At 67.9% G+C, this 18,256-nt stretch carries 15 protein-coding genes; all 15 read left to right on the top strand.

Annotated elements, in window-relative coordinates; genetic code table 11:
* Positions 1–8: 8 nt before the first annotated feature.
* The 15 genes from nuoF (at position 9) to P9K36_RS12025 (ending at position 18,245) form a co-directional block, all read left to right on the top strand.
* The gene (nuoF, locus tag P9K36_RS12095; RefSeq protein ID WP_043353978.1) at positions 9–1,310 is read left to right on the top strand and encodes an NADH-quinone oxidoreductase subunit NuoF; all 1,302 of its coding nucleotides are present in this window, start codon (positions 9–11) and stop codon (positions 1,308–1,310) included.
* A gap of 192 nt (positions 1,311–1,502) precedes the next feature.
* Positions 1,503–3,584, top strand: coding sequence for an NADH-quinone oxidoreductase subunit NuoG (gene nuoG, locus P9K36_RS12090; protein ID WP_043757255.1), 2,082 nt, complete (start codon positions 1,503–1,505; stop codon positions 3,582–3,584).
* A 10-nt stretch (positions 3,585–3,594) separates the two neighbouring features.
* Positions 3,595–4,617 carry an NADH-quinone oxidoreductase subunit NuoH gene (gene nuoH, locus P9K36_RS12085; RefSeq protein ID WP_043354215.1) on the top strand — a complete coding sequence of 341 codons (1,023 nt, stop codon included), beginning with the start codon at positions 3,595–3,597 and terminating at the stop codon, positions 4,615–4,617.
* 28 nt (positions 4,618–4,645) lie between these two features.
* Positions 4,646–5,134, top strand: coding sequence for an NADH-quinone oxidoreductase subunit NuoI (gene nuoI, locus P9K36_RS12080; RefSeq protein WP_043354217.1), 489 nt, complete (start codon positions 4,646–4,648; stop codon positions 5,132–5,134).
* 219 nt (positions 5,135–5,353) lie between these two features.
* Positions 5,354–5,974 (top strand): NADH-quinone oxidoreductase subunit J, encoded by a 621-nt coding sequence (locus tag P9K36_RS12075; protein ID WP_043354219.1) that lies wholly within the window; start codon positions 5,354–5,356, stop codon positions 5,972–5,974.
* A gap of 22 nt (positions 5,975–5,996) precedes the next feature.
* Positions 5,997–6,302 (top strand): NADH-quinone oxidoreductase subunit NuoK, encoded by a 306-nt coding sequence (gene nuoK, locus P9K36_RS12070; protein WP_043351891.1) that lies wholly within the window; start codon positions 5,997–5,999, stop codon positions 6,300–6,302.
* 82 nt (positions 6,303–6,384) lie between these two features.
* On the top strand, positions 6,385–8,493 hold the full coding sequence (nuoL, locus tag P9K36_RS12065) for an NADH-quinone oxidoreductase subunit L (RefSeq protein ID WP_043757252.1): 2,109 nt from the start codon (positions 6,385–6,387) through the stop codon (positions 8,491–8,493).
* A 1-nt stretch (position 8,494) separates the two neighbouring features.
* The gene (locus P9K36_RS12060) at positions 8,495–10,015 is read left to right on the top strand and encodes an NADH-quinone oxidoreductase subunit M (protein WP_043757247.1); all 1,521 of its coding nucleotides are present in this window, start codon (positions 8,495–8,497) and stop codon (positions 10,013–10,015) included.
* Between the two features lie 10 nt (positions 10,016–10,025).
* Positions 10,026–11,471, top strand: a complete 1,446-nt coding sequence (gene nuoN, locus P9K36_RS12055; RefSeq protein WP_043354226.1) for an NADH-quinone oxidoreductase subunit NuoN — start codon at positions 10,026–10,028, stop codon at positions 11,469–11,471.
* 7 nt (positions 11,472–11,478) lie between these two features.
* A complete protein-coding gene (locus tag P9K36_RS12050; protein WP_043354228.1) occupies positions 11,479–12,282 on the top strand; it encodes a biotin--[acetyl-CoA-carboxylase] ligase in 804 nt (267 codons plus the stop codon).
* 16 nt (positions 12,283–12,298) lie between these two features.
* The gene (locus tag P9K36_RS12045; RefSeq protein ID WP_043354241.1) at positions 12,299–13,972 is read left to right on the top strand and encodes a ribonuclease J; all 1,674 of its coding nucleotides are present in this window, start codon (positions 12,299–12,301) and stop codon (positions 13,970–13,972) included.
* A 241-nt stretch (positions 13,973–14,213) separates the two neighbouring features.
* Complete coding sequence (gene mce / locus P9K36_RS12040; RefSeq protein WP_043381911.1) at positions 14,214–14,618, top strand: methylmalonyl-CoA epimerase; 405 nt, start codon at positions 14,214–14,216, stop codon at positions 14,616–14,618.
* A 5-nt stretch (positions 14,619–14,623) separates the two neighbouring features.
* Positions 14,624–14,950 carry a DUF1467 family protein gene (locus P9K36_RS12035; protein ID WP_043381913.1) on the top strand — a complete coding sequence of 109 codons (327 nt, stop codon included), beginning with the start codon at positions 14,624–14,626 and terminating at the stop codon, positions 14,948–14,950.
* Positions 14,951–15,608: 658 nt separating this feature from the next.
* Positions 15,609–16,934, top strand: coding sequence for a proline--tRNA ligase (gene proS, locus P9K36_RS12030; RefSeq protein WP_043381915.1), 1,326 nt, complete (start codon positions 15,609–15,611; stop codon positions 16,932–16,934).
* Positions 16,935–16,943: 9 nt separating this feature from the next.
* Positions 16,944–18,245 (top strand): lipoprotein-releasing ABC transporter permease subunit, encoded by a 1,302-nt coding sequence (locus tag P9K36_RS12025; RefSeq protein ID WP_043381918.1) that lies wholly within the window; start codon positions 16,944–16,946, stop codon positions 18,243–18,245.
* The last annotated feature ends 11 nt before the right edge of the window (positions 18,246–18,256 follow it).

Genomic DNA, 18,256 nt, shown 5'->3' with positions numbered 1-18,256 from the left:
GACCTGACATGCTGTCGGATCAGGATCGCATCTTCACCAACCTCTACGGGCTCCACTCGCCGGGCCTGGACGCCGCCAAGAAGCGTGGCGCCTGGGACGGGACCAAGTTCCTGCTGGAACAGGGCCGCGACTGGATCATCGAGGAGATGAAGGCCTCGGGCCTGCGCGGCCGCGGCGGCGCGGGCTTCCCCACCGGCCTCAAATGGTCGTTCATGCCCAAGAAGTCCGACGGGCGCCCGCACTACCTCGTGGTCAACGCCGACGAGTCGGAGCCGGGCACCTGCAAGGACCGGGAGATCATGCGGCACGACCCGCATCTCCTGATCGAAGGCTGCATGCTGGCCTGCTTCGCGATGAACGCGCATGCCTGCTACGTCTACATCCGCGGCGAGTACGTCGCCGAGAAGCACGCCCTCCAGAAGGCCGTGGACGAGGCCTACGCGGCCCGCCTCGTCGGCCAGTCGAACGTGCACGACTACCCGTTCGACATCTACGTCCACCACGGCGCCGGCGCCTATATCTGCGGCGAGGAGACCGCGCTCATCGAGAGCCTGGAGGGCAAGAAGGGGATGCCGCGGCTGAAGCCGCCGTTCCCGGCCAATATGGGCCTCTACGGCTGCCCCACGACGGTGAACAACGTCGAGTCGATCGCGGTCGCCGGCACGATCCTGCGCCGGGGCGGCGCGTGGTTCGCGGGCCTGGGCGGCAAGAACAACACCGGCACCAAGCTCTTCTGCGTCTCCGGGCACGTCAACAAGCCGTGCAACGTCGAGGAGGAGCTGGGCATCACCTTCCGGGAGCTGATCGACCGTCATTGCGGCGGCATGCGCGGCGGCTGGGACAATCTTTTGTGTTCCATCCCGGGCGGTTCCTCAGTCCCCCTTGTTCCCGCGGAACAAATCATCGACGCGAAGATGGATTTCGACACCCTGCGCAACCTCGGCTCCGGCCTGGGCACGGCAGCGGTGATCGTGCTCGACAAGTCCACCGACATCGTCGCGGCGATCACCCGGATCTCGTACTTCTACAAGCACGAATCCTGCGGCCAGTGCACGCCGTGCCGGGAGGGCACGGGCTGGATGTGGCGGGTGATGCAGCGCATGACCGAGGGCCGCGCCCAGAAGCGCGAGATCGACATGCTGTTCGAGGTGACCAAGCAGATCGAGGGTCACACGATCTGCGCGCTGGGCGACGCGGCGGCCTGGCCGATCCAGGGCCTGATCCGGCACTTCCGCCCCGAGATCGAGAAGCGCATCGACCGCTACACCGCGAACCCGCACAGCGAGCCTGTGCCGATGGCTGCGGAGTAAAGGCGCTATGCCGGTGTCCAACCCACAGCCTCAGCCTGAGATGCCCGCGTCGGCGGGCCTCGCGGGAGGCCTCCCGAGATCGCGAGGCGGGCTGGACATCTCCTTCGAGGCTCGGCTGCGCCTCGCACCTCAGGATGAGGGTGCGGGTGGGATCCGGCCTCGTGCGTTTGGGCCAGTTTACGAGACGATCCGATGACAAAAATCCTCGTCGACGGCACCGAGGTTGACGTCCCCGCCGATTACACGCTGCTCCAGGCCTGCGAGGCCGCGGGGGCCGAGATCCCGCGCTTCTGCTTCCACGAGCGCCTGTCGATCGCCGGCAATTGCCGCATGTGCCTCGTCGAGCTGAAGGGCGCGCCCAAGCCCGTGGCCTCCTGCGCCTACGCGGTGAAGGATTGCCGCCCCGGCCCGAACGGCGAGCCGCCGGAGGTGCTGACCCGCTCGCAGGGGACCAAGAAGGCCCGCGAGGGGGTGATGGAGTTCCTCCTCATCAACCACCCCCTCGACTGCCCGATCTGCGACCAGGGCGGCCATTGCGACCTGCAGGACCAGGCCATGGCCTACGGGGTCGATTCGACCCGCTACACGGAGAACAAGCGGGCGGTCGAGGAGAAGCATATCGGCCCGCTGGTGCGGACCGCGATGAACCGCTGCATCCACTGCACCCGCTGCGTGCGCTTCCTCGCCGAGGTGGCGGGCGTGCCCGACCTCGGCGCCATCGGCCGCGGCGAGGACATGGAGATCACGAGCTACCTCGAGCAGTCGATGGCCTCGGAGCTTCAGGGCAACGTCGCCGATCTCTGCCCGGTCGGCGCGCTCGTGCACCGGCCGCAGAGCTACAACGTCCGGCCGTGGGAGCTGAACAAGACCGAGTCGGTCGACGTGATGGACGCGGTCGGCTCGGCGATCCGCATCGACACCCGCGGCCGCGAGGTCATGCAGATCGAGCCGCGGATCAGCGAGGAGATCAACGAGGAGTGGATCTCCGACAAGACCCGCTACCACATCGACGGGCTGCGGATGCAGCGCCTCGACCGGCCGTACCTGCGCGAGAACGGCCGGCTGCGGCCCGCCTCCTGGGGTGAGGCGTTCCAGGCCATCGCCGCCAAGGTGAAGGGCGCGGATCCGAAGCGCATCGGCGCCGTGGTCGGCGATCTCGCGGGCGTCGAGGAGATGTTCGCGCTCCGCGAGCTGATCAAGAGCCTCGGCACGCCGAACCTCGATTGCCGCCAGACCGATGCCGGGCTCGACCCGGCGCTCGGCCGCGCCTCCTACATCTTCAACCCGACCATTCCGGGCATCGAGGCGGCGGACGCGATCCTGATCGTCGGCGCCAACCCGCGCACCGAGGCCTCGCTGCTCAATGTCCGCATCCGCAAGCGCTGGCGCATGGCGCCGCTGGCGGTGGGCGTGATCGGGGAGCCGGTCGATCTGACCTATCCGAGCCATTATATCGGCGCCAGCCCCGACTCGTTGGCGGCGCTCGCCCGCGGCGAGCACAGCTTCCTCGACGTCCTCAAGGAAGCCAAGGCGCCGCTCGTCCTCGTCGGCGCCCATGCCGAGCCGGGCGTCCTGGCCGCGGCGGCGTCGCTGGCGAAGTCGATCGGCGCGATCTCGGCCGAGTGGAACGGCTTCGGCGTGCTGCACACGGCCGCGGCCCGCGTCGGCGCGCTCGATCTCGGCTTCGTGCCGGGGGAGGGCGGCCTGACCTTCGCGCAGATGCTGGAGCCGGGCGCGCTGGACGTCCTGTTCAACCTCGGCGCCGACGAGCGCGACGTCGCCCCGGGCGCCTTCGTGATCTACCAGGGCAGCCATGGCGACCGCGGCGCCTCCCGCGCCGACGTGATCCTGCCGGGGGCCGCCTACAGCGAGAAGTCGGCGACCTGGGTGAACACGGAAGGCCGGGTCCAGATGGGCAACCGCGCCGCGTTCCCGCCGGGCGACGCCCGCGAGGACTGGGCGATCCTGCGCGCCCTGTCGGACGTCCTCGGCAAGCGCCTGCCCTTCGATTCGCTCACCGCGCTCCGCCAAGCGCTCTATGCCGCCCACCCGCATTTCGCGGCGATCGGCGCCGTGGAGCCGGGCGACGTCGTGGAGGCGGCGGAGAAGCTGATCCGTCTCGGCAGCGCGACCGGCGGGCCGGCCTTCGCTTCGCCCGTGACCGACTTCTACCTCACCAACCCGATCGCCCGCGCCTCGCGGATCCTCGCCGAGTGCTCGCGCCTTGCCCGGGAGCGCGCCGCAGAGGCACAGCCCCTCGCGGCGGCCGAGTAGGAGCCCACCGATGACGTCGCTCGAAATCCTCGGGACCGTGCTCCTGATCGTGCTGAAGAGCTTCGTGCTGCTCTCGGCGCTCCTCGTCTTCATCGCCTACGCGCTGCTCGCCGACCGGAAGATCTGGGCGGCGGTGCAGCTTCGGCGCGGGCCGAACGTGGTCGGACCCTTCGGCCTGTTCCAGTCCTTCGCCGACCTGATCAAGTTCGTGCTCAAGGAGCCGGTGATCCCGGCCGGGGCCAACAAGGCGATCTACCTGCTGGCGCCGCTGGTCTTCGCGATGCTCGCCCTGTCGAGCTGGGCGGTGATTCCGCTCGCCGACGGCTGGGCGATCGCCGACATCAATGTCGGCATCACCTACATCTTCGCGATCTCGTCGCTCGGGGTCTACGGCGTCATCATGGGCGGCTGGGCGTCGAACTCGAAATACGCCTTCCTCGGGGCGCTCCGCTCGGCGGCGCAGATGATCTCCTACGAGGTCTCCCTCGGCTTCGTGATCATCTGCGTGCTGCTCTGCGCCGGCTCGCTCAACCTCTCCCGCATCGTGATGGCGCAGGACACGAGCCTCGGGATCTTCGGCTGGTACTGGCTGTGGCTGTTCCCGATGTTCGTGGTGTTCTTCATCTCGGCGCTCGCCGAGACGAACCGCCCGCCCTTCGACCTGCCGGAGGCCGAATCGGAACTCGTGGCCGGCTACATGGTCGAGTATTCCTCGACCCCGTACCTCCTGTTCATGCTGGGCGAGTACGTCGCCATCATGAGCATGTGCGCGCTCGGAACCATCCTGTTCCTGGGCGGCTGGCTCTCGCCGATCCCCTTCGCGCCCTTCACCTGGGTTCCCGGGGTGATCTGGTTCGTCCTGAAGGCGAGCTTCCTGTTCTTTCTGTTCGCGATGGTGAAATCCATCGTCCCCCGCTACCGCTACGATCAGCTCATGCGCCTCGGCTGGAAGGTCTTCCTGCCGATCTCGCTGGTCTCGGTCGTCGTCGTCGCCTTCGTGCTCAAGCTGACCGGCCTCGCGCCGGGCGCCTGAGCCCACCCGTCGAATCGGAGATCCGGGCATGAAGCTCGATCAGGTCGCCAAGAGCCTTCTGCTGAAAGAGTTCGTGTCGGGGATGGTCCTCGGCATGCGCTACTTCTTCAAGCCGAAGGCCACGATCAACTACCCCTTCGAGATGGGCCATCGCGGCCCGCGCTTCCGGGGTGAGCATGCCCTGCGCCGCTATCCCAACGGCGAGGAGCGCTGCATCGCCTGCAAGCTCTGCGAGGCGATCTGCCCGGCGCAGGCCATCACCATCGAGGCGGGCCCCCGCCGGAACGACGGCACCCGCCGCACGACGCGCTACGACATCGACATGGTGAAGTGCATCTATTGCGGCATGTGCCAGGAGGCCTGCCCGGTGGATGCGATCGTCGAGGGGCCGAATTTCGAGTTCTCGGTCGAGACCCGTGAGGAACTGCTCTACGACAAGCAGAAGCTCCTGCTGAACGGTGACCGTTGGGAACGCGAGATCGCCCGCAACATCGCGATGGACGCACCGTATCGCTGACGCATCGTCCCGAAAGGCGGCCACCTGCTTTCGGAAGAAGGCGGTGAGGCGCAAGGGGATGGCGCAACGTCCCGGTCCCGTTGTCCATGACGATGCGCGAGACATGACGGAGGCGCTGTTGTGCCCCCGCCGACCGGGTTCTATAGACGGGCCGCCCGCTGCGGACCGTTTCAACGCACGGCAGAAGGGGCCGCTCCGGCGGCCGATCCCGATCAGCGCATGACCGCAGCAGCCGCCTTCTTCTACCTGTTCGCGAGCGTCACGGTCGCGTCGGGCTTCATGGTGATCGCCTCGCGCAATCCCGTAGCCTCGGTGCTGTTCCTGATCCTCGCCTTCGTGAACGCCGCCGGGCTGTTCGTCCTGATGGGCGCCGAGTTCCTCGCGATGATCCTCGTGGTCGTCTACGTGGGCGCGGTGGCGGTGCTGTTCCTGTTCGTGGTGATGATGCTCGACGTCGATTTCGCCGAGCTGCGCCAGGGCTTCCAGCAATACCTGCCGATCGGCGGCCTGATCGGGGCGATCTTCCTCGTTGAGCTGTTGCTGGTGGTGGGCTCCTGGAGCATCGATCCGGGCCTCGTCCAGGCGCCCCTCGGCAACGTCGCGTCGGCCGAGAACCTCACCAACGCCCAGGCGCTCGGCCGGGTGCTGTACACCGACTACGCCTACTTCTTTCAGCTCGCCGGCCTGATCCTGCTGGTGGCGATGATCGGCGCCATCGTGCTGACGCTCCGCGACCGGCCGGGCGTGAAGCGCCAGGACATCGCGGTCCAGAACGCCCGCACCCAGGCCATGGCTGTGGAGACCCGCAAGGTCCCGTCGCGCCAGGGTGTCGAGGTCTGATGTCCGCCGGAGGTTTCGAACGATGATCGGCCTGAGCCACTACCTCACCGTCGCGGCGATCCTGTTCACGCTCGGCGTGCTCGGCATCTTCATCAACCGCAAGAACATCATCGTCATCCTGATGTCGATCGAGCTGATCCTGCTCTCGGTCAACATCAACCTCGTCGCCTTCTCGACGCAGCTCAACGACATCACCGGACAGGTCTTCGCCCTGTTCGTGCTGACCGTGGCGGCCGCCGAATCGGCGATCGGCCTCGCCATCCTCGTGGTGTTCTTCCGCAATCGCGGGTCGATCGCGGTGGAAGACGTCAGCATGATGAAGGGCTAGGGCCTTCTTCTTCGCGCGCCCCGAGTGACATCCGGACGCCGCCGCCCCGCGGTCGGCCCGGAGGACGGACTGCAAGAGAGCGATGTATCACGCGATCGTCTTCTTCCCGCTCATCGGCTTCCTGATCGCCGGCCTGTTCGGCCGGTACATCGGGGCGCGGGCCTGTGAGTACATCACCACGTCCTTCCTCGCCTTCACGGCGCTGATCGCCTGGGGCGTGTTCATCGACGGCGGTCCGGCCGAGCGCGTGCAGGTCGCCTCCTGGTTCGCGGCCGGCGACCTCCAGGTCGACTGGGCCTTCAAGATCGACACCCTGACGCGGGTGATGCTGGTGGTGGTCACCACCGTCTCGACCCTCGTGCACCTTTACTCCGTGGGCTACATGGAGGAGGACCCGCACCGGCCGCGCTTCTTCGCCTACCTGTCGCTGTTCACCTTCGCCATGCTGATGCTGGTGACGGCCGACAACCTCGTGCAGATGTTCTTCGGCTGGGAGGGCGTGGGCCTCGCCTCCTACCTGCTGATCGGCTTCTGGTACGAGAAGCCCTCGGCCAACGCCGCCGCCATGAAGGCGTTCATCGTCAACCGCGTGGGCGATTTCGGCTTCTCGCTGGGCATCTTCCTGACCTTCGTCCTCACCGGCTCGGTGGCGTTCGACGCGATCTTCGACAAGGTCGACGCGATCAAGACGCTCTCCTTCCACTTCCTCGGCTACGACTGGAACGCCCTGACGCTCGCCTGCCTGCTCCTGTTCATGGGCGCCATGGGCAAGTCGGCGCAGTTCCTGCTCCACACGTGGCTGCCCGACGCCATGGAGGGCCCGACCCCGGTCTCGGCGCTGATCCATGCCGCCACCATGGTCACCGCCGGCGTCTTCATGGTCGCCCGCCTGTCGCCGCTCTTCGAGGAAGCGCCGAACGCGCTCATCGTCGTGACGGTGATCGGCGGCATCACGGCGTTCTTCGCGGCGACGATCGGCCTCGTGCAGAACGACATCAAGCGGGTGATCGCCTACTCGACCTGCTCGCAGCTCGGCTACATGTTCGTGGCGCTCGGCGTCGGCGCCTATTCGGCCGGCGTGTTCCACCTGTTCACCCACGCCTTCTTCAAGGCGCTGCTGTTCCTCGGGGCCGGCTCGGTCATCCACGCGATGCACCACGAGCAGGACATGCGGAACATGGGCGGCCTGCGCCGTTACATTCCCTATACCAGCGCCATGATGGCGATCGGCTCCCTCGCGCTGATCGGCTTCCCCTACACGGCCGGCTACTACTCGAAGGACGCGATCATCGAGGCCGCCTACGCCTCGACCCGGCCGGGCCACACGCTCGCCTTCCTGTGCGTTGTGGTGGCGGCGTTCTTCACCTCGTTCTACTCCTGGCGCCTGTTCTTCATGACCTTCGAGGGACCGGCCCGCTGGGGTGCGCATGCCGCGCACGACCATCACGACGCTCCCGCGGTGGCGCATTCCACCCTGGCGCACGAGGCCGACGGCCTGCCCGGTCACACCGAGGGCGCGGCCCACGACGATCACGGCCACGACATCGAGCCGGCCCACAGGAGCGACCTCGTCGCCGACGACCATCACGGGCACGGCCACCACGGTGACCACACGCCCCACGAGAGCCCGCTGGTGATGACGATCCCGCTGGCGATCCTCGCCTTCGGCGCGCTGTTCGCCGGGATCATCTTCCACGACCGCTTCATCGGCGAGGGGATGGACGCGTTCTGGGGCCACGCCCTGGCGCACGGGCCGAACAACCACATCATGCACGAGATCCACGAGGTTCCGGCGCTGGTCTCCTACTCCCCGTTGATCATGCTGATCCTCGGCTTCGTCCTGGCCTACTGGATGTACATCCGCCGGCCGGAGCTGCCCGGCGAGCTCGCCGCGCAGCAGCCGTCGCTGTACCGGTTCCTGCTCAACAAGTGGTACTTCGACGAGATCTACGACCGGATCTTCGTCCGCCCGGCCAAGGATTTCGGCCTGTTCCTCTGGAAGCAGGGCGACGGTCGGATCATCGACGGCCTCGGGCCGAACGGCATCGCGGCGCGCGTCGTGGACGTGACCCGCGGCGTGGTCCGGCTCCAGACCGGCTATGTCTACCACTACGCCTTCGTGATGCTCATCGGCGTCGCCGGCCTGATCAGCTGGTACCTGATGTCCGGCCTGCCCAAGGGGGCTCACTGACATGCTCGGCCTCGGCATCCTCTCCGGCCTGCTGATCGTCCCGCTCTGCGGCGCGGCCTTCATCCTGACGCTGAACGGCGACGAGGAATCGGTCGCGCGCAACAGCCGCTGGGCCGCCCTCGCGACGACAATCGTCACCTTCCTGCTCTCCCTGGTGGCCTGGAACCGCTACGACGCCGCCTCGTCGAGCTTCCAGCTGGTGGAGAGCCACGCGTGGCTCACCGAGACGATCCGGTTCAAGCTCGGCGTCGACGGCTTCTCGATGCCGCTGATCCTGCTGACCACCTTCCTGATGCCGTTCTGCATCGGCGCGTCGTGGCACTCGATCCACTTCCGGGTGAAGGAGTACTTCGTCGCCTTCCTCGTCCTCGAGACGACGATGATCGGCGTGTTCGCCTCTCTCGACCTGCTGCTGTTCTACCTGTTCTTCGAGGCCGGCCTGATCCCGATGTTCCTGATCATCGGCATCTGGGGCGGCGCGCGCCGGATCTACGCGAGCTTCAAGTTCTTCCTCTACACCCTGCTCGGCTCGGTGCTGATGCTGCTGGCCGTGATGGCGATGTACTGGCAGGCCGGCACGACCGACATCCCGACCCTGCTGCAGTACCGCTTCCCGGTGCAGATGCAGACATGGCTGTGGCTCGCCTTCTTCGCCTCCTTCGCGGTGAAGATGCCGATGTGGCCGGTCCATACCTGGCTGCCCGACGCCCACGTGGAGGCGCCCACGGCCGGCTCGGTGATCCTGGCCGGCATCCTCCTGAAGATGGGCGGCTACGGCTTCATCCGGATCTCCCTCCCGATGCTGCCGGTGGCGAGCCACGACTTCGCGCCCTTCGTCTTCGCCCTGTCGGTGATCGCGATCATCTTCACGTCGCTCACCGCGATGATGCAGACCGACATCAAGAAGCTGATCGCCTACTCGTCGGTGGCCCATATGGGCTTCGTGACGCTCGGCCTGTTCACTCTGAACGAGCAGGGCATCCAGGGCGCGCTGTTCCTGATGATCTCGCACGGCATCGTGTCGGGGGCGCTCTTCCTCTGCGTCGGCGTGGTCTACGACCGGATGCACACCCGTGAGATCGCCGCCTATGGCGGCCTCGTGAAGCGGATGCCGCTCTACGCGGTGGCCATGCTGATCTTCACCATGGCCAATGTCGGCCTGCCCGGCACCTCCGGCTTCGTGGGCGAGTTCCTGGCGATGCTCGGCGCCTTCAAGGCGAACCCGAATGTGGCCTTCTTCTCGACCTTCGGCATCATCCTGTCGGCGGGCTATGCCCTGTGGCTCTACGCCCGGGTGGTCTACGGCAAGCTGGAGAAGCCCAACCTCCAGGGCATCCTGGATCTGGATACCCGCGAAAAGATCATCCTGGCGCCGCTGGTGGTGCTGACGATCTACTATGGGGTGCACCCGGCTCCCGTGCTCGACGTGTTCGCGCCCTCCACGGATGCGCTGATGGCGAGCATGAAGGCCGCCCTCTCGAACACCCAGACGGCCGCCGCGGCGCTGCCGATCCCGCGCTGAGGCGGACACCATGACCACCGTCCACTCCGTCCTGCCCTCCCTGGCGCCGCTCCTGCCCGAGCTGATCCTCGGCGTCGGCGTCATGGTCCTGATCCTCTACGGCGCCTGGCGCGGCGAACGCTCCGCCGAGACCGTGAGCATCGGCGCCCTGGTCCTGCTCCTCGTCGCCCTGTCGGTGGTGATCTCCCAGCCGGCCCAAGGTCGGGTGACCACCCTGTCGGGCGCGTTCGTGTCGGATGCCTTCTCCAAGGTGATGAAGTCGCTGGTGCTGCTCGGCTCCTCGGCGACGATCCTGCTGGCGCACGACTTTTTCAAGCGCGAGCGCATCGACCGGTTCGAGTTCCCCGTGCTGATCGTGCTCTGCACCATCGGCATGATGGTGATGGTCTCGGCCAACGACCTGATCGCTCTGTATCTCGGCCTCGAGCTTCAGTCGCTCGCTGCCTACGTGATCGCCGCCTTCCACCGGGACGACGTCAAGTCCACCGAGGCCGGCCTCAAGTACTTCGTGCTCGGCGCGCTCTCCTCCGGCATGCTGCTCTACGGCGCCTCGCTGGTCTACGGCTTCACCGGCACCGTCTCGTTCCCCGGCATCGTCTCGGCGCTCACCGAGAATGCCGGCTTCGGCATCGTGCTGGGTATCGTGTTCCTGGCGGCCGGCGTGTGCTTCAAGCTGGCGGCCGTGCCGTTCCACATGTGGACGCCCGACGTCTACGAGGGCTCGCCGACCCCGGTGACGGCCTTCTTCGCCTCGGCGCCCAAGATGGCCGCCGTGGCGATGACCGTGCGGGTGTTCATCGGCGCCATGCCGGACGTGACGGCGATCTGGCAGCAGATCTTCATCTTCGTCTCGATCGCGTCGATGGCGCTCGGCTCCTTCGCGGCCATCGGCCAGACGTCGATCAAGCGCCTGATGGCCTACTCGTCGATCGCCAATATCGGCTACGCGCTGATCGGGCTGGCCTCCGGCTCGGAGGAGGGGATAAGCGGGCTCGTCATCTACATGATCATCTACCTCGCGATGACCCTCGGCACCTTCGCGATCATCCTGTCGCTCCGGCGCCGGGAGGTGATGTTCGAGAAGATCGACGATCTGTCCGGTCTGTCGCGGACGCATCCGTGGCTGGCCTTCTGCCTCGCCGCGATGATGTTCTCGCTGGCCGGCATCCCGCCGCTGGCCGGGTTCTTCGCGAAGTTCTACGTCTTCGCCGCCGCGATCAAGGCGGGCCTGGTCACTCTGGCGGTGATCGGCGTCGTCACCAGCGTCGTCGGCGCCTACTACTACCTGCGGCTGGTCAAGATCATGTATTTCGACGAGCCCCGGGAGCCCTACGAGACGATGGCGCCGGGCCTGCGCGTGGTGCTCGCCCTCTCGAGCGTCGTGGTGGTGCTGTTCTTCCTCCTGCCCGGGCCGCTGGTCGGCGCCGCAGGCCGGGCCGCCCGGTCTCTGTTCTAGGACGGCCTTGCCTTACCGACTGGGGTCCGCGGCGCGCGCCGAGGGCCATCGCCTGCATGTCCACGAGACCCTCGGCTCCACCAACACGGAGGCGATGGCTCAGGCGCGCGCGGGCGAGACCGGCCCCCTCTGGGTGGTGACCCACCGTCAGGAGGCGGGCCGCGGCCGGCGCGGCAACAGCTGGGCCTCGCTGCCGGGCAACCTCGCGGCGAGCGTGCTGTGGCCCATCGCCGGGGTTGCGCCAGACCACCTCGCCGAACTCGGCTTCGTGGCCGGCCTCGCGCTGATCGAGGCGCTGGAGGCGACCTGCGGCACCCTGCCGGATACCGGATCCGGCAGCGCCGCCCGATCTCTGCAGCTCAAGTGGCCGAACGACGTCCTGCTCGGCGGCGCCAAGCTCGCCGGCCTGCTTCTGGAGGCCGAGACGCTGCCGGGCGGACGGCGCGCCGCGGTGATCGGCTTCGGCGTCAACGTCGCGGCGGCCCCGGACGGGCTCGCCGCAATGAGCTTGGCGGCGGCGGGTTACGCCGGGGGCGCCGAGGCGCTACTGGAACATCTCTCGGACCGGATGGCCGCGCAGGCGCGCGCCTGGGACCGGGGACGGAATTTCGCTGACCTGCGCGCGGCTTGGCTCGCGCGGGCCGCGGGTCTCGGAACCGAGATCGCGGTGCGCAGCGGCGGGCACATCCTGCGGGGCGTGTTCGAGACGATCGACGAGGGGGGGCGGCTCGTGATCCTCGCCCCCGATGGGAATCGGCATACCGTGACGGCGGGCGAGGTGCATTTCGGAACGGCCGCGACGGCGGCCTGAGTTTGGACGACGACAGATGGCAATGGGACAGGAGGAGCTGGTCTTCCTGCCGCTCGGCGGCGTGGGCGAGATCGGAATGAATGCGGCGCTCTACGGGTTCGGCCCGGAGAAGGGCCGGAAATGGATCATGGTCGATTGCGGCATGGGCTTCGCAGGCGAAGAGCAGATGCCGGGGGTGGACCTGATGTTCCCCGACCTCTCCTTCATCGAGGAGCGGCGCAAGGATCTGCTGGGGATCTTCATCACCCACGCGCACGAGGACCATATCGGGGCGATCTCGGAGCTGTGGCCCCGGCTCAAGGTCCCGGTCTACGCGACCCGTTTCGCCAAGAACCTGCTGGAGACCCGGCGCCTCTCCGAGCCCGGCGCCCCGAAGGTCGAGCTGCGTGAGGTCAAGCCCGGCCGGCGTGTGACCGTCGGACCGTTCGAGCTCGAGTATGTGCCGGTCTCGCACTCGATCCCGGAATCGAACGCCATCGCGATCCGCACCGCCGCGGGCCTCGTGCTCCACACCGGCGACTGGAAGATCGACCCGACCCCGGTGGCCGGCTCGGTCACCTCGCCGGAGGCGTTCACGGCGCTCGGCGACGAGGGTATCCTCGCCATCGTCTGCGACTCGACCAACGTCGTGCGCGAGGGCTTCTCGCCCAGCGAGAAGACCGTGGCCGAGACCCTCAAGACGCTGATCGCGGACGCCCCCCACCGGGTCGCGGTGACCACCTTCGCGTCGAACGTCGCCCGCATCCGCGCGGTCGCCGAAGCCGCCGTCGCCTGCGGCCGCGAGGTCATCGCAGTCGGCCGCGCCATGGACCGGGTGATCGATGTGGCCCGCGAATGCGGCTACCTCGACGGCCTGCCGGAATTCCGCCGCGCCGATTCCTGGAAGAGCCTGCCGCGGGAGCGGGTCGTGGCCCTGCTCACCGGATCGCAGGGCGAGCCGCGGGCCGCGTTGGCCCGGGTCTCCCGCCGGGACCATCCGGATATCAGCCTCACCGCCGGTGATCAGGTGATCTTCTCCTCGCGCGCCATTCCCGGCAACGAGCGCGATGTCGGGTCGATCATCAACGACCTGATCGAGCAGGGCGTCGAGGTGATCACCGACCGCACCGACCTCGTCCACGTCTCCGGCCACCCGCGCCGGGACGAGATGGTCGAGATGTACAAGTGGACCCGTCCCGGCACGGCGATCCCGGTCCACGGCGAGGCCCTGCACCTCGACGAGCATGCCCGCTTCGCCCGGGCGCAGGGCGTGCAGAACGTGGTCAAGGCCCGCAACGGCAGCCTGATCCGCCTGAGCCCCGGCACGCCGGCGGTGGTCGACCACGTGAAGGCCGGCCGGCTGTTCAAGGACGGCGACGTCCTGATCGACGAGAAGGACCGGGCGATCCCGGAACGGCGCAAGCTCATGCAGGCCGGCCTGGTCTCGGTGGCGATCGCCATCGACGAGGACGGCGTGGTTCTCGGCGAGCCGGCGGTGGACATCATCGGCCTGCCGAACCGCGGCCGGTCCGGCGAGCCGTTGATCGAAACGGTCGTGGATGCGGTCTCCCGCACCCTGTCGGGGATGTCGCGGGGCAAGCTGAAGGACTCGGAGAGCGTCGAGAAGACGGTCGACCGGGCGGTGCGCACCGCGGTCAACGAGGTCTGGGGCAAGAAGCCCGCCTGCCACGTGCAGGTGGTCGAAGTTTAAGTTACGACAACAGACGAACGGACCACGGCAGGTCCGGTCCAGACCCTCATCCTGAGACCCCTGCACAGGGGGTCTCAGGGGCGCCCTCCAGCGGGACGCGCGATCCTTGGCGCGTTCCTCGGGGCCTTCCTCGGGGCGTTCCTTGGCGGGCGCCTTCGCGGCGGCTCGCGCAGGCCCGAGGATGAGGGTGCGCCTGGAAGCAGCGGCCTGCCGATCGGTACGCGAACGGGGAGGAAGCAACATGATCGGCCGTCTCAATCACGTGGCCATCGCCGTACAGGATCTCGACGCCGCCTGCGCGGTCTATCGCGACACGCTCGGCGCCACGATCACCCCGCCGCTCCCGCAGCCGGAGCACGGTGTCACGGTCGTGTTCGTCGAGTTGCCGAACAGCAAGATCGAGCTGATGTCCCCCCTCGGGGAGGGCTCGCCGATCGAAGCCTTCGTGGCCCGCAACCCGGGCGGCGGCATCCACCACGTCTGCTATGAGGTCGACGACATCCTGGCCGCCCGCGACAAGCTCAAGGCCCAGGGCGCCCGGGTCCTCGGCACCGGCGAGCCGCGGATCGGAGCCCACGGCAAGCCGGTCCTGTTCCTTCACCCCAAGGACTTCCTGGGAACCCTGGTCGAGCTGGAGCAGGTGTGAGCCGGATGATGCACAGCCTGGCCCGCTCGACGCCGGTGACCCTGGCGGTGATCACCGTGCTGATCGCCGCCTTCGTGGCCGCGGCGGTGAGCCTGTTCAAGCTGACGGTGGGCGGCGCGATCGCCCTTTACTTCGTGGTCTGGTGGACGCTGCTCTTCGCGGTCCTGCCCCTGCGCAACCAGCCCGAGACGCGGCCCACCCACGTGGTCCCGGGCCAGGATCCCGGCGCTCCGGCGGCGCCGCGGCTGCGCGAGAAGGCCATCTGGACGACGCTGGTCGCAGGGGCCGCCTTCCTGATCGCCCTGGCGGTGTTCCCCCTGGCCGGGCTGTAGGACGGCTCAGGGCCGGGGTTTCTCCGAGCTCGCCGTAAGACAGGCCCATGCCCGGGCTCACGTCTCCGGGCGATGCGTGCGGGACGTCATCGGAGGGGTAGGCCCGCCGCACACGGCGGTCTGACGGCGACCATTTGTCTCCCGGGGGGTCGAAGGGTCGGGACCCGCGCGGCTCTCGGTGCTGAGCGGGTCGCCTCCGGCGGCCTTCAGCGCTGTCCCTCGACAAGCGCCCGGTGGACGGGGCAACGCAGCCCGCCGCCAAGAATAAAAAAAGCAAGGCCCGAGGCCTTGCTTTCAAGCTTCAATGGCTCGACCTTTGAATATCCCACGCATTGGCTGCGGAGCGGTCGCTTTTCCTCCCGAGACTCGGACCTTGCGCCACCTCTTCCGGGCGTCGCAAACATCGCCGGATGCTTATAGGAACAACAATTCGTGTTGTCACCGGGTCTGCGAGAAAAATCTGCGCTTTCTTGCCGGCAAATGGGCATACCGCTTTCCGCCTAGGCAGCGGCCCAACCGCGGCCGGGCCGCCGCCTCCGGTTCGCCTCGATTACGCCCCGCCGTGGTCGCGCAGTGCTTGTAATTTGCGTCTCCGGCGTGTTGTGTGCCGGCGCGCCGCGGCTCCTCCCGGCCGATCCTCTTCCAAGACTCTGACGACATGCGTCTCTCCCGCTATTTCATGCCGACCTTGCGCGAGACGCCCAAGGAAGCCGAGATCGTCTCGCATCGGCTGATGCTGCGCGCCGGCCTGGTGCGTCAGGAGTCGGCCGGCATCTACGCGTGGCTGCCGCTGGGCCTGCGGGTGCTGGAGCGGGTCTGCGCGGTGATCCGGCGGGAGCAGGACCGTTCCGGCGCCATCGAGATCCTGATGCCGACGGTGCAATCCGCCGAGCTGTGGCGGGAATCCGGCCGCTACGACGCCTACGGCAAGGAGATGCTGCGCCTGAAGGACCGACACGAGCGCGAGATGCTCTACGGCCCCACCGCCGAGGAGATGGTCACCGAGATCTTCCGGGCGAGCGTGCGCTCCTACAAGGACCTGCCCAAGAACCTCTACCAGATCTCGTGGAAGTTCCGCGACGAGGTGCGGCCGCGCTTCGGCACGATGCGCTCCCGCGAGTTCCTGATGAAGGACGCCTACTCGTTCGATTTCGACCAGGCCGGCGCCCGCCACGCCTACAACCGGATGTTCGTCGCCTACCTGCGCACCTTCGCCGGGCTCGGCCTCAAGGCGATCCCGATGCGCGCCGATACCGGCCCCATCGGCGGCGACCTGTCCCACGAGTTCATCATCCTGGCCAAGACCGGCGAGAGCGAGGTCTTCTGCGACAAGGCCTATCTCGACTTCGACATCCCGCCGGAGACCGTGGATTTCGACGACGTCGCCGCCCTCCAGGGCATCGTCGATGCCTGGACCTCGCACTACGCGGCCACCGAGGAGATGCACGAGCCGGAGGCCTTTGCGGAGGTTGCGGAGGACAGCCGCCTCGCGGCACGCGGCATCGAGGTCGGGCACATCTTCTATTTCGGCACCAAGTATTCCGAGCCGATGGGCGCCAAGGTCGCCGGGCCGGACGGGATCGAGCGGCCGGTCCATATGGGCTCCTACGGCATCGGTCCGAGCCGGCTGGTGGCGGCGATCATCGAGGCGAGCCACGACGAGGCCGGCATCATCTGGCCGGATTCGGTCGCGCCGTTCGACGTGGCCCTGATCAATCTGAAGGTCGGCGATGCCGGCACCGATGCCGCCTGCGCGCAGATCCAGTCGGATCTCGAGACCGCCGGCCTGTCGGTGCTCTACGACGACCGCGACGAGCGCCCCGGCGCCAAGTTTGCCACCGCGGACCTGATCGGCCTGCCCTGGCAGGTGATCGTCGGGCCGAAGGGCTTGGCGGAGGGCAAGGTCGAGCTGAAGCGGCGTGCCGGGGGCGAGCGCGAGAGCCTCGCCATCGTCGATCTGCTGGCACGCATCCGGCGCGTCTGAGGCGTGCCGATGGCGGCATCAGCGGCGCTGGACCGGGTCAGGACCTTCGCGGCGTCGTTCCGTGCGGGCACCACTGCCCCGTTCGCACCGTTCGAGTGGATCCTCGCCGGCCGCTACCTGCGCGCCCGCCGACGGGGCGGCGGCGTCTCGGTGGTGGCGTTCTTCTCGGTGCTGGGCATCGCGCTGGGTGTCGCCACGCTGATCATCGTCCTGTCGGTGATGAACGGCTTCCGGGCGGAGCTTCTCTCGAAGATCGTGGGCATCAACGGTCACCTGTTCGCCACCCCGATCGACCGGCCGTTCAACGATTGGACCGACCTGTCGGAGCGCCTGTCGAAGGTCGCGGGCGTGCGCGCCGCGGTGCCGCTGGTGGAGGGCCAGGCCTTCGCGTCGTCGCAATATGGCGGCTCCGGCGTGATCATCCGCGGCGTGCGGGCCGCCGACCTCGACGCCCTGGCGGCGGTATCCTCGGCGATCCGCGGGGGCACCCTGGAGGGCTTCGACGACGGCACGGGCGTGCTGATCGGCCGGCGGCTCGCCGACACCCTCGGCCTGCAGGCCGGAGATACGATCACGCTGGTGACGCCCAAGGGCTCTTCGACGCCCTTCGGAACGGCGCCGCGGACCAAGAGCTACACGGTCAAGGCGGTGTTCGAGGTCGGCATGACCGAGTTCGACCAGACCTTCGTGTTCATGCCCCTGGCCGAGGCGCAGGCGTTCTTCAACAGGGACGGCGACGTCAGCATGATCGAGATCTATGTCGACGATCCCGATCATGTCGGCGACATGCGCGAGCCCCTGGAGATGGCGGCCGAGCGCCCGATCCTGCTCACCGACTGGCGCCAGCGCAACCGGACCTTCTTCGGGGCCCTGGAGGTTGAGCGGAACGTGATGTTCCTGATCCTCAGCCTGATCGTCGTGGTGGCGACGCTCAACATCGTCTCCGGCCTGATCCTGCTGGTGCGCGACAAGTCGAGCGACATCGCGATTCTGCGGACCATGGGGGCGACGCCCGGCACGATCATGCGGGTGTTCCTCATCAACGGCGCCCTGATCGGCGTCGTCGGAACGCTGAGCGGGCTGGCGCTGGGCGTCCTGATCACCCTGAACATCAAGCCGATCCAGCACGTGCTGTTTCCCGGCGCCTGGGATCCGACCGTGCGATTCCTCGCCGAGATCCCGGCCCAGATGAATCCGAAGGAGATCACCGCCGTGGTGATCACGTCCCTGCTGCTGTCGCTCGCGGCGACGCTGTATCCCTCCTGGCGCGCCGCCCGGCTCGATCCGGTGCAGGCCCTCCGCTACGGCTGACGGGCCGCATC

The sequence above is a fragment of the Methylobacterium sp. 391_Methyba4 genome (genome assembly GCF_029691625.1).
GTDB lineage: Bacteria > Pseudomonadota > Alphaproteobacteria > Rhizobiales > Beijerinckiaceae > Methylobacterium > Methylobacterium fujisawaense.
This window is presented reverse-complemented; position numbering and strand designations above follow the sequence as displayed.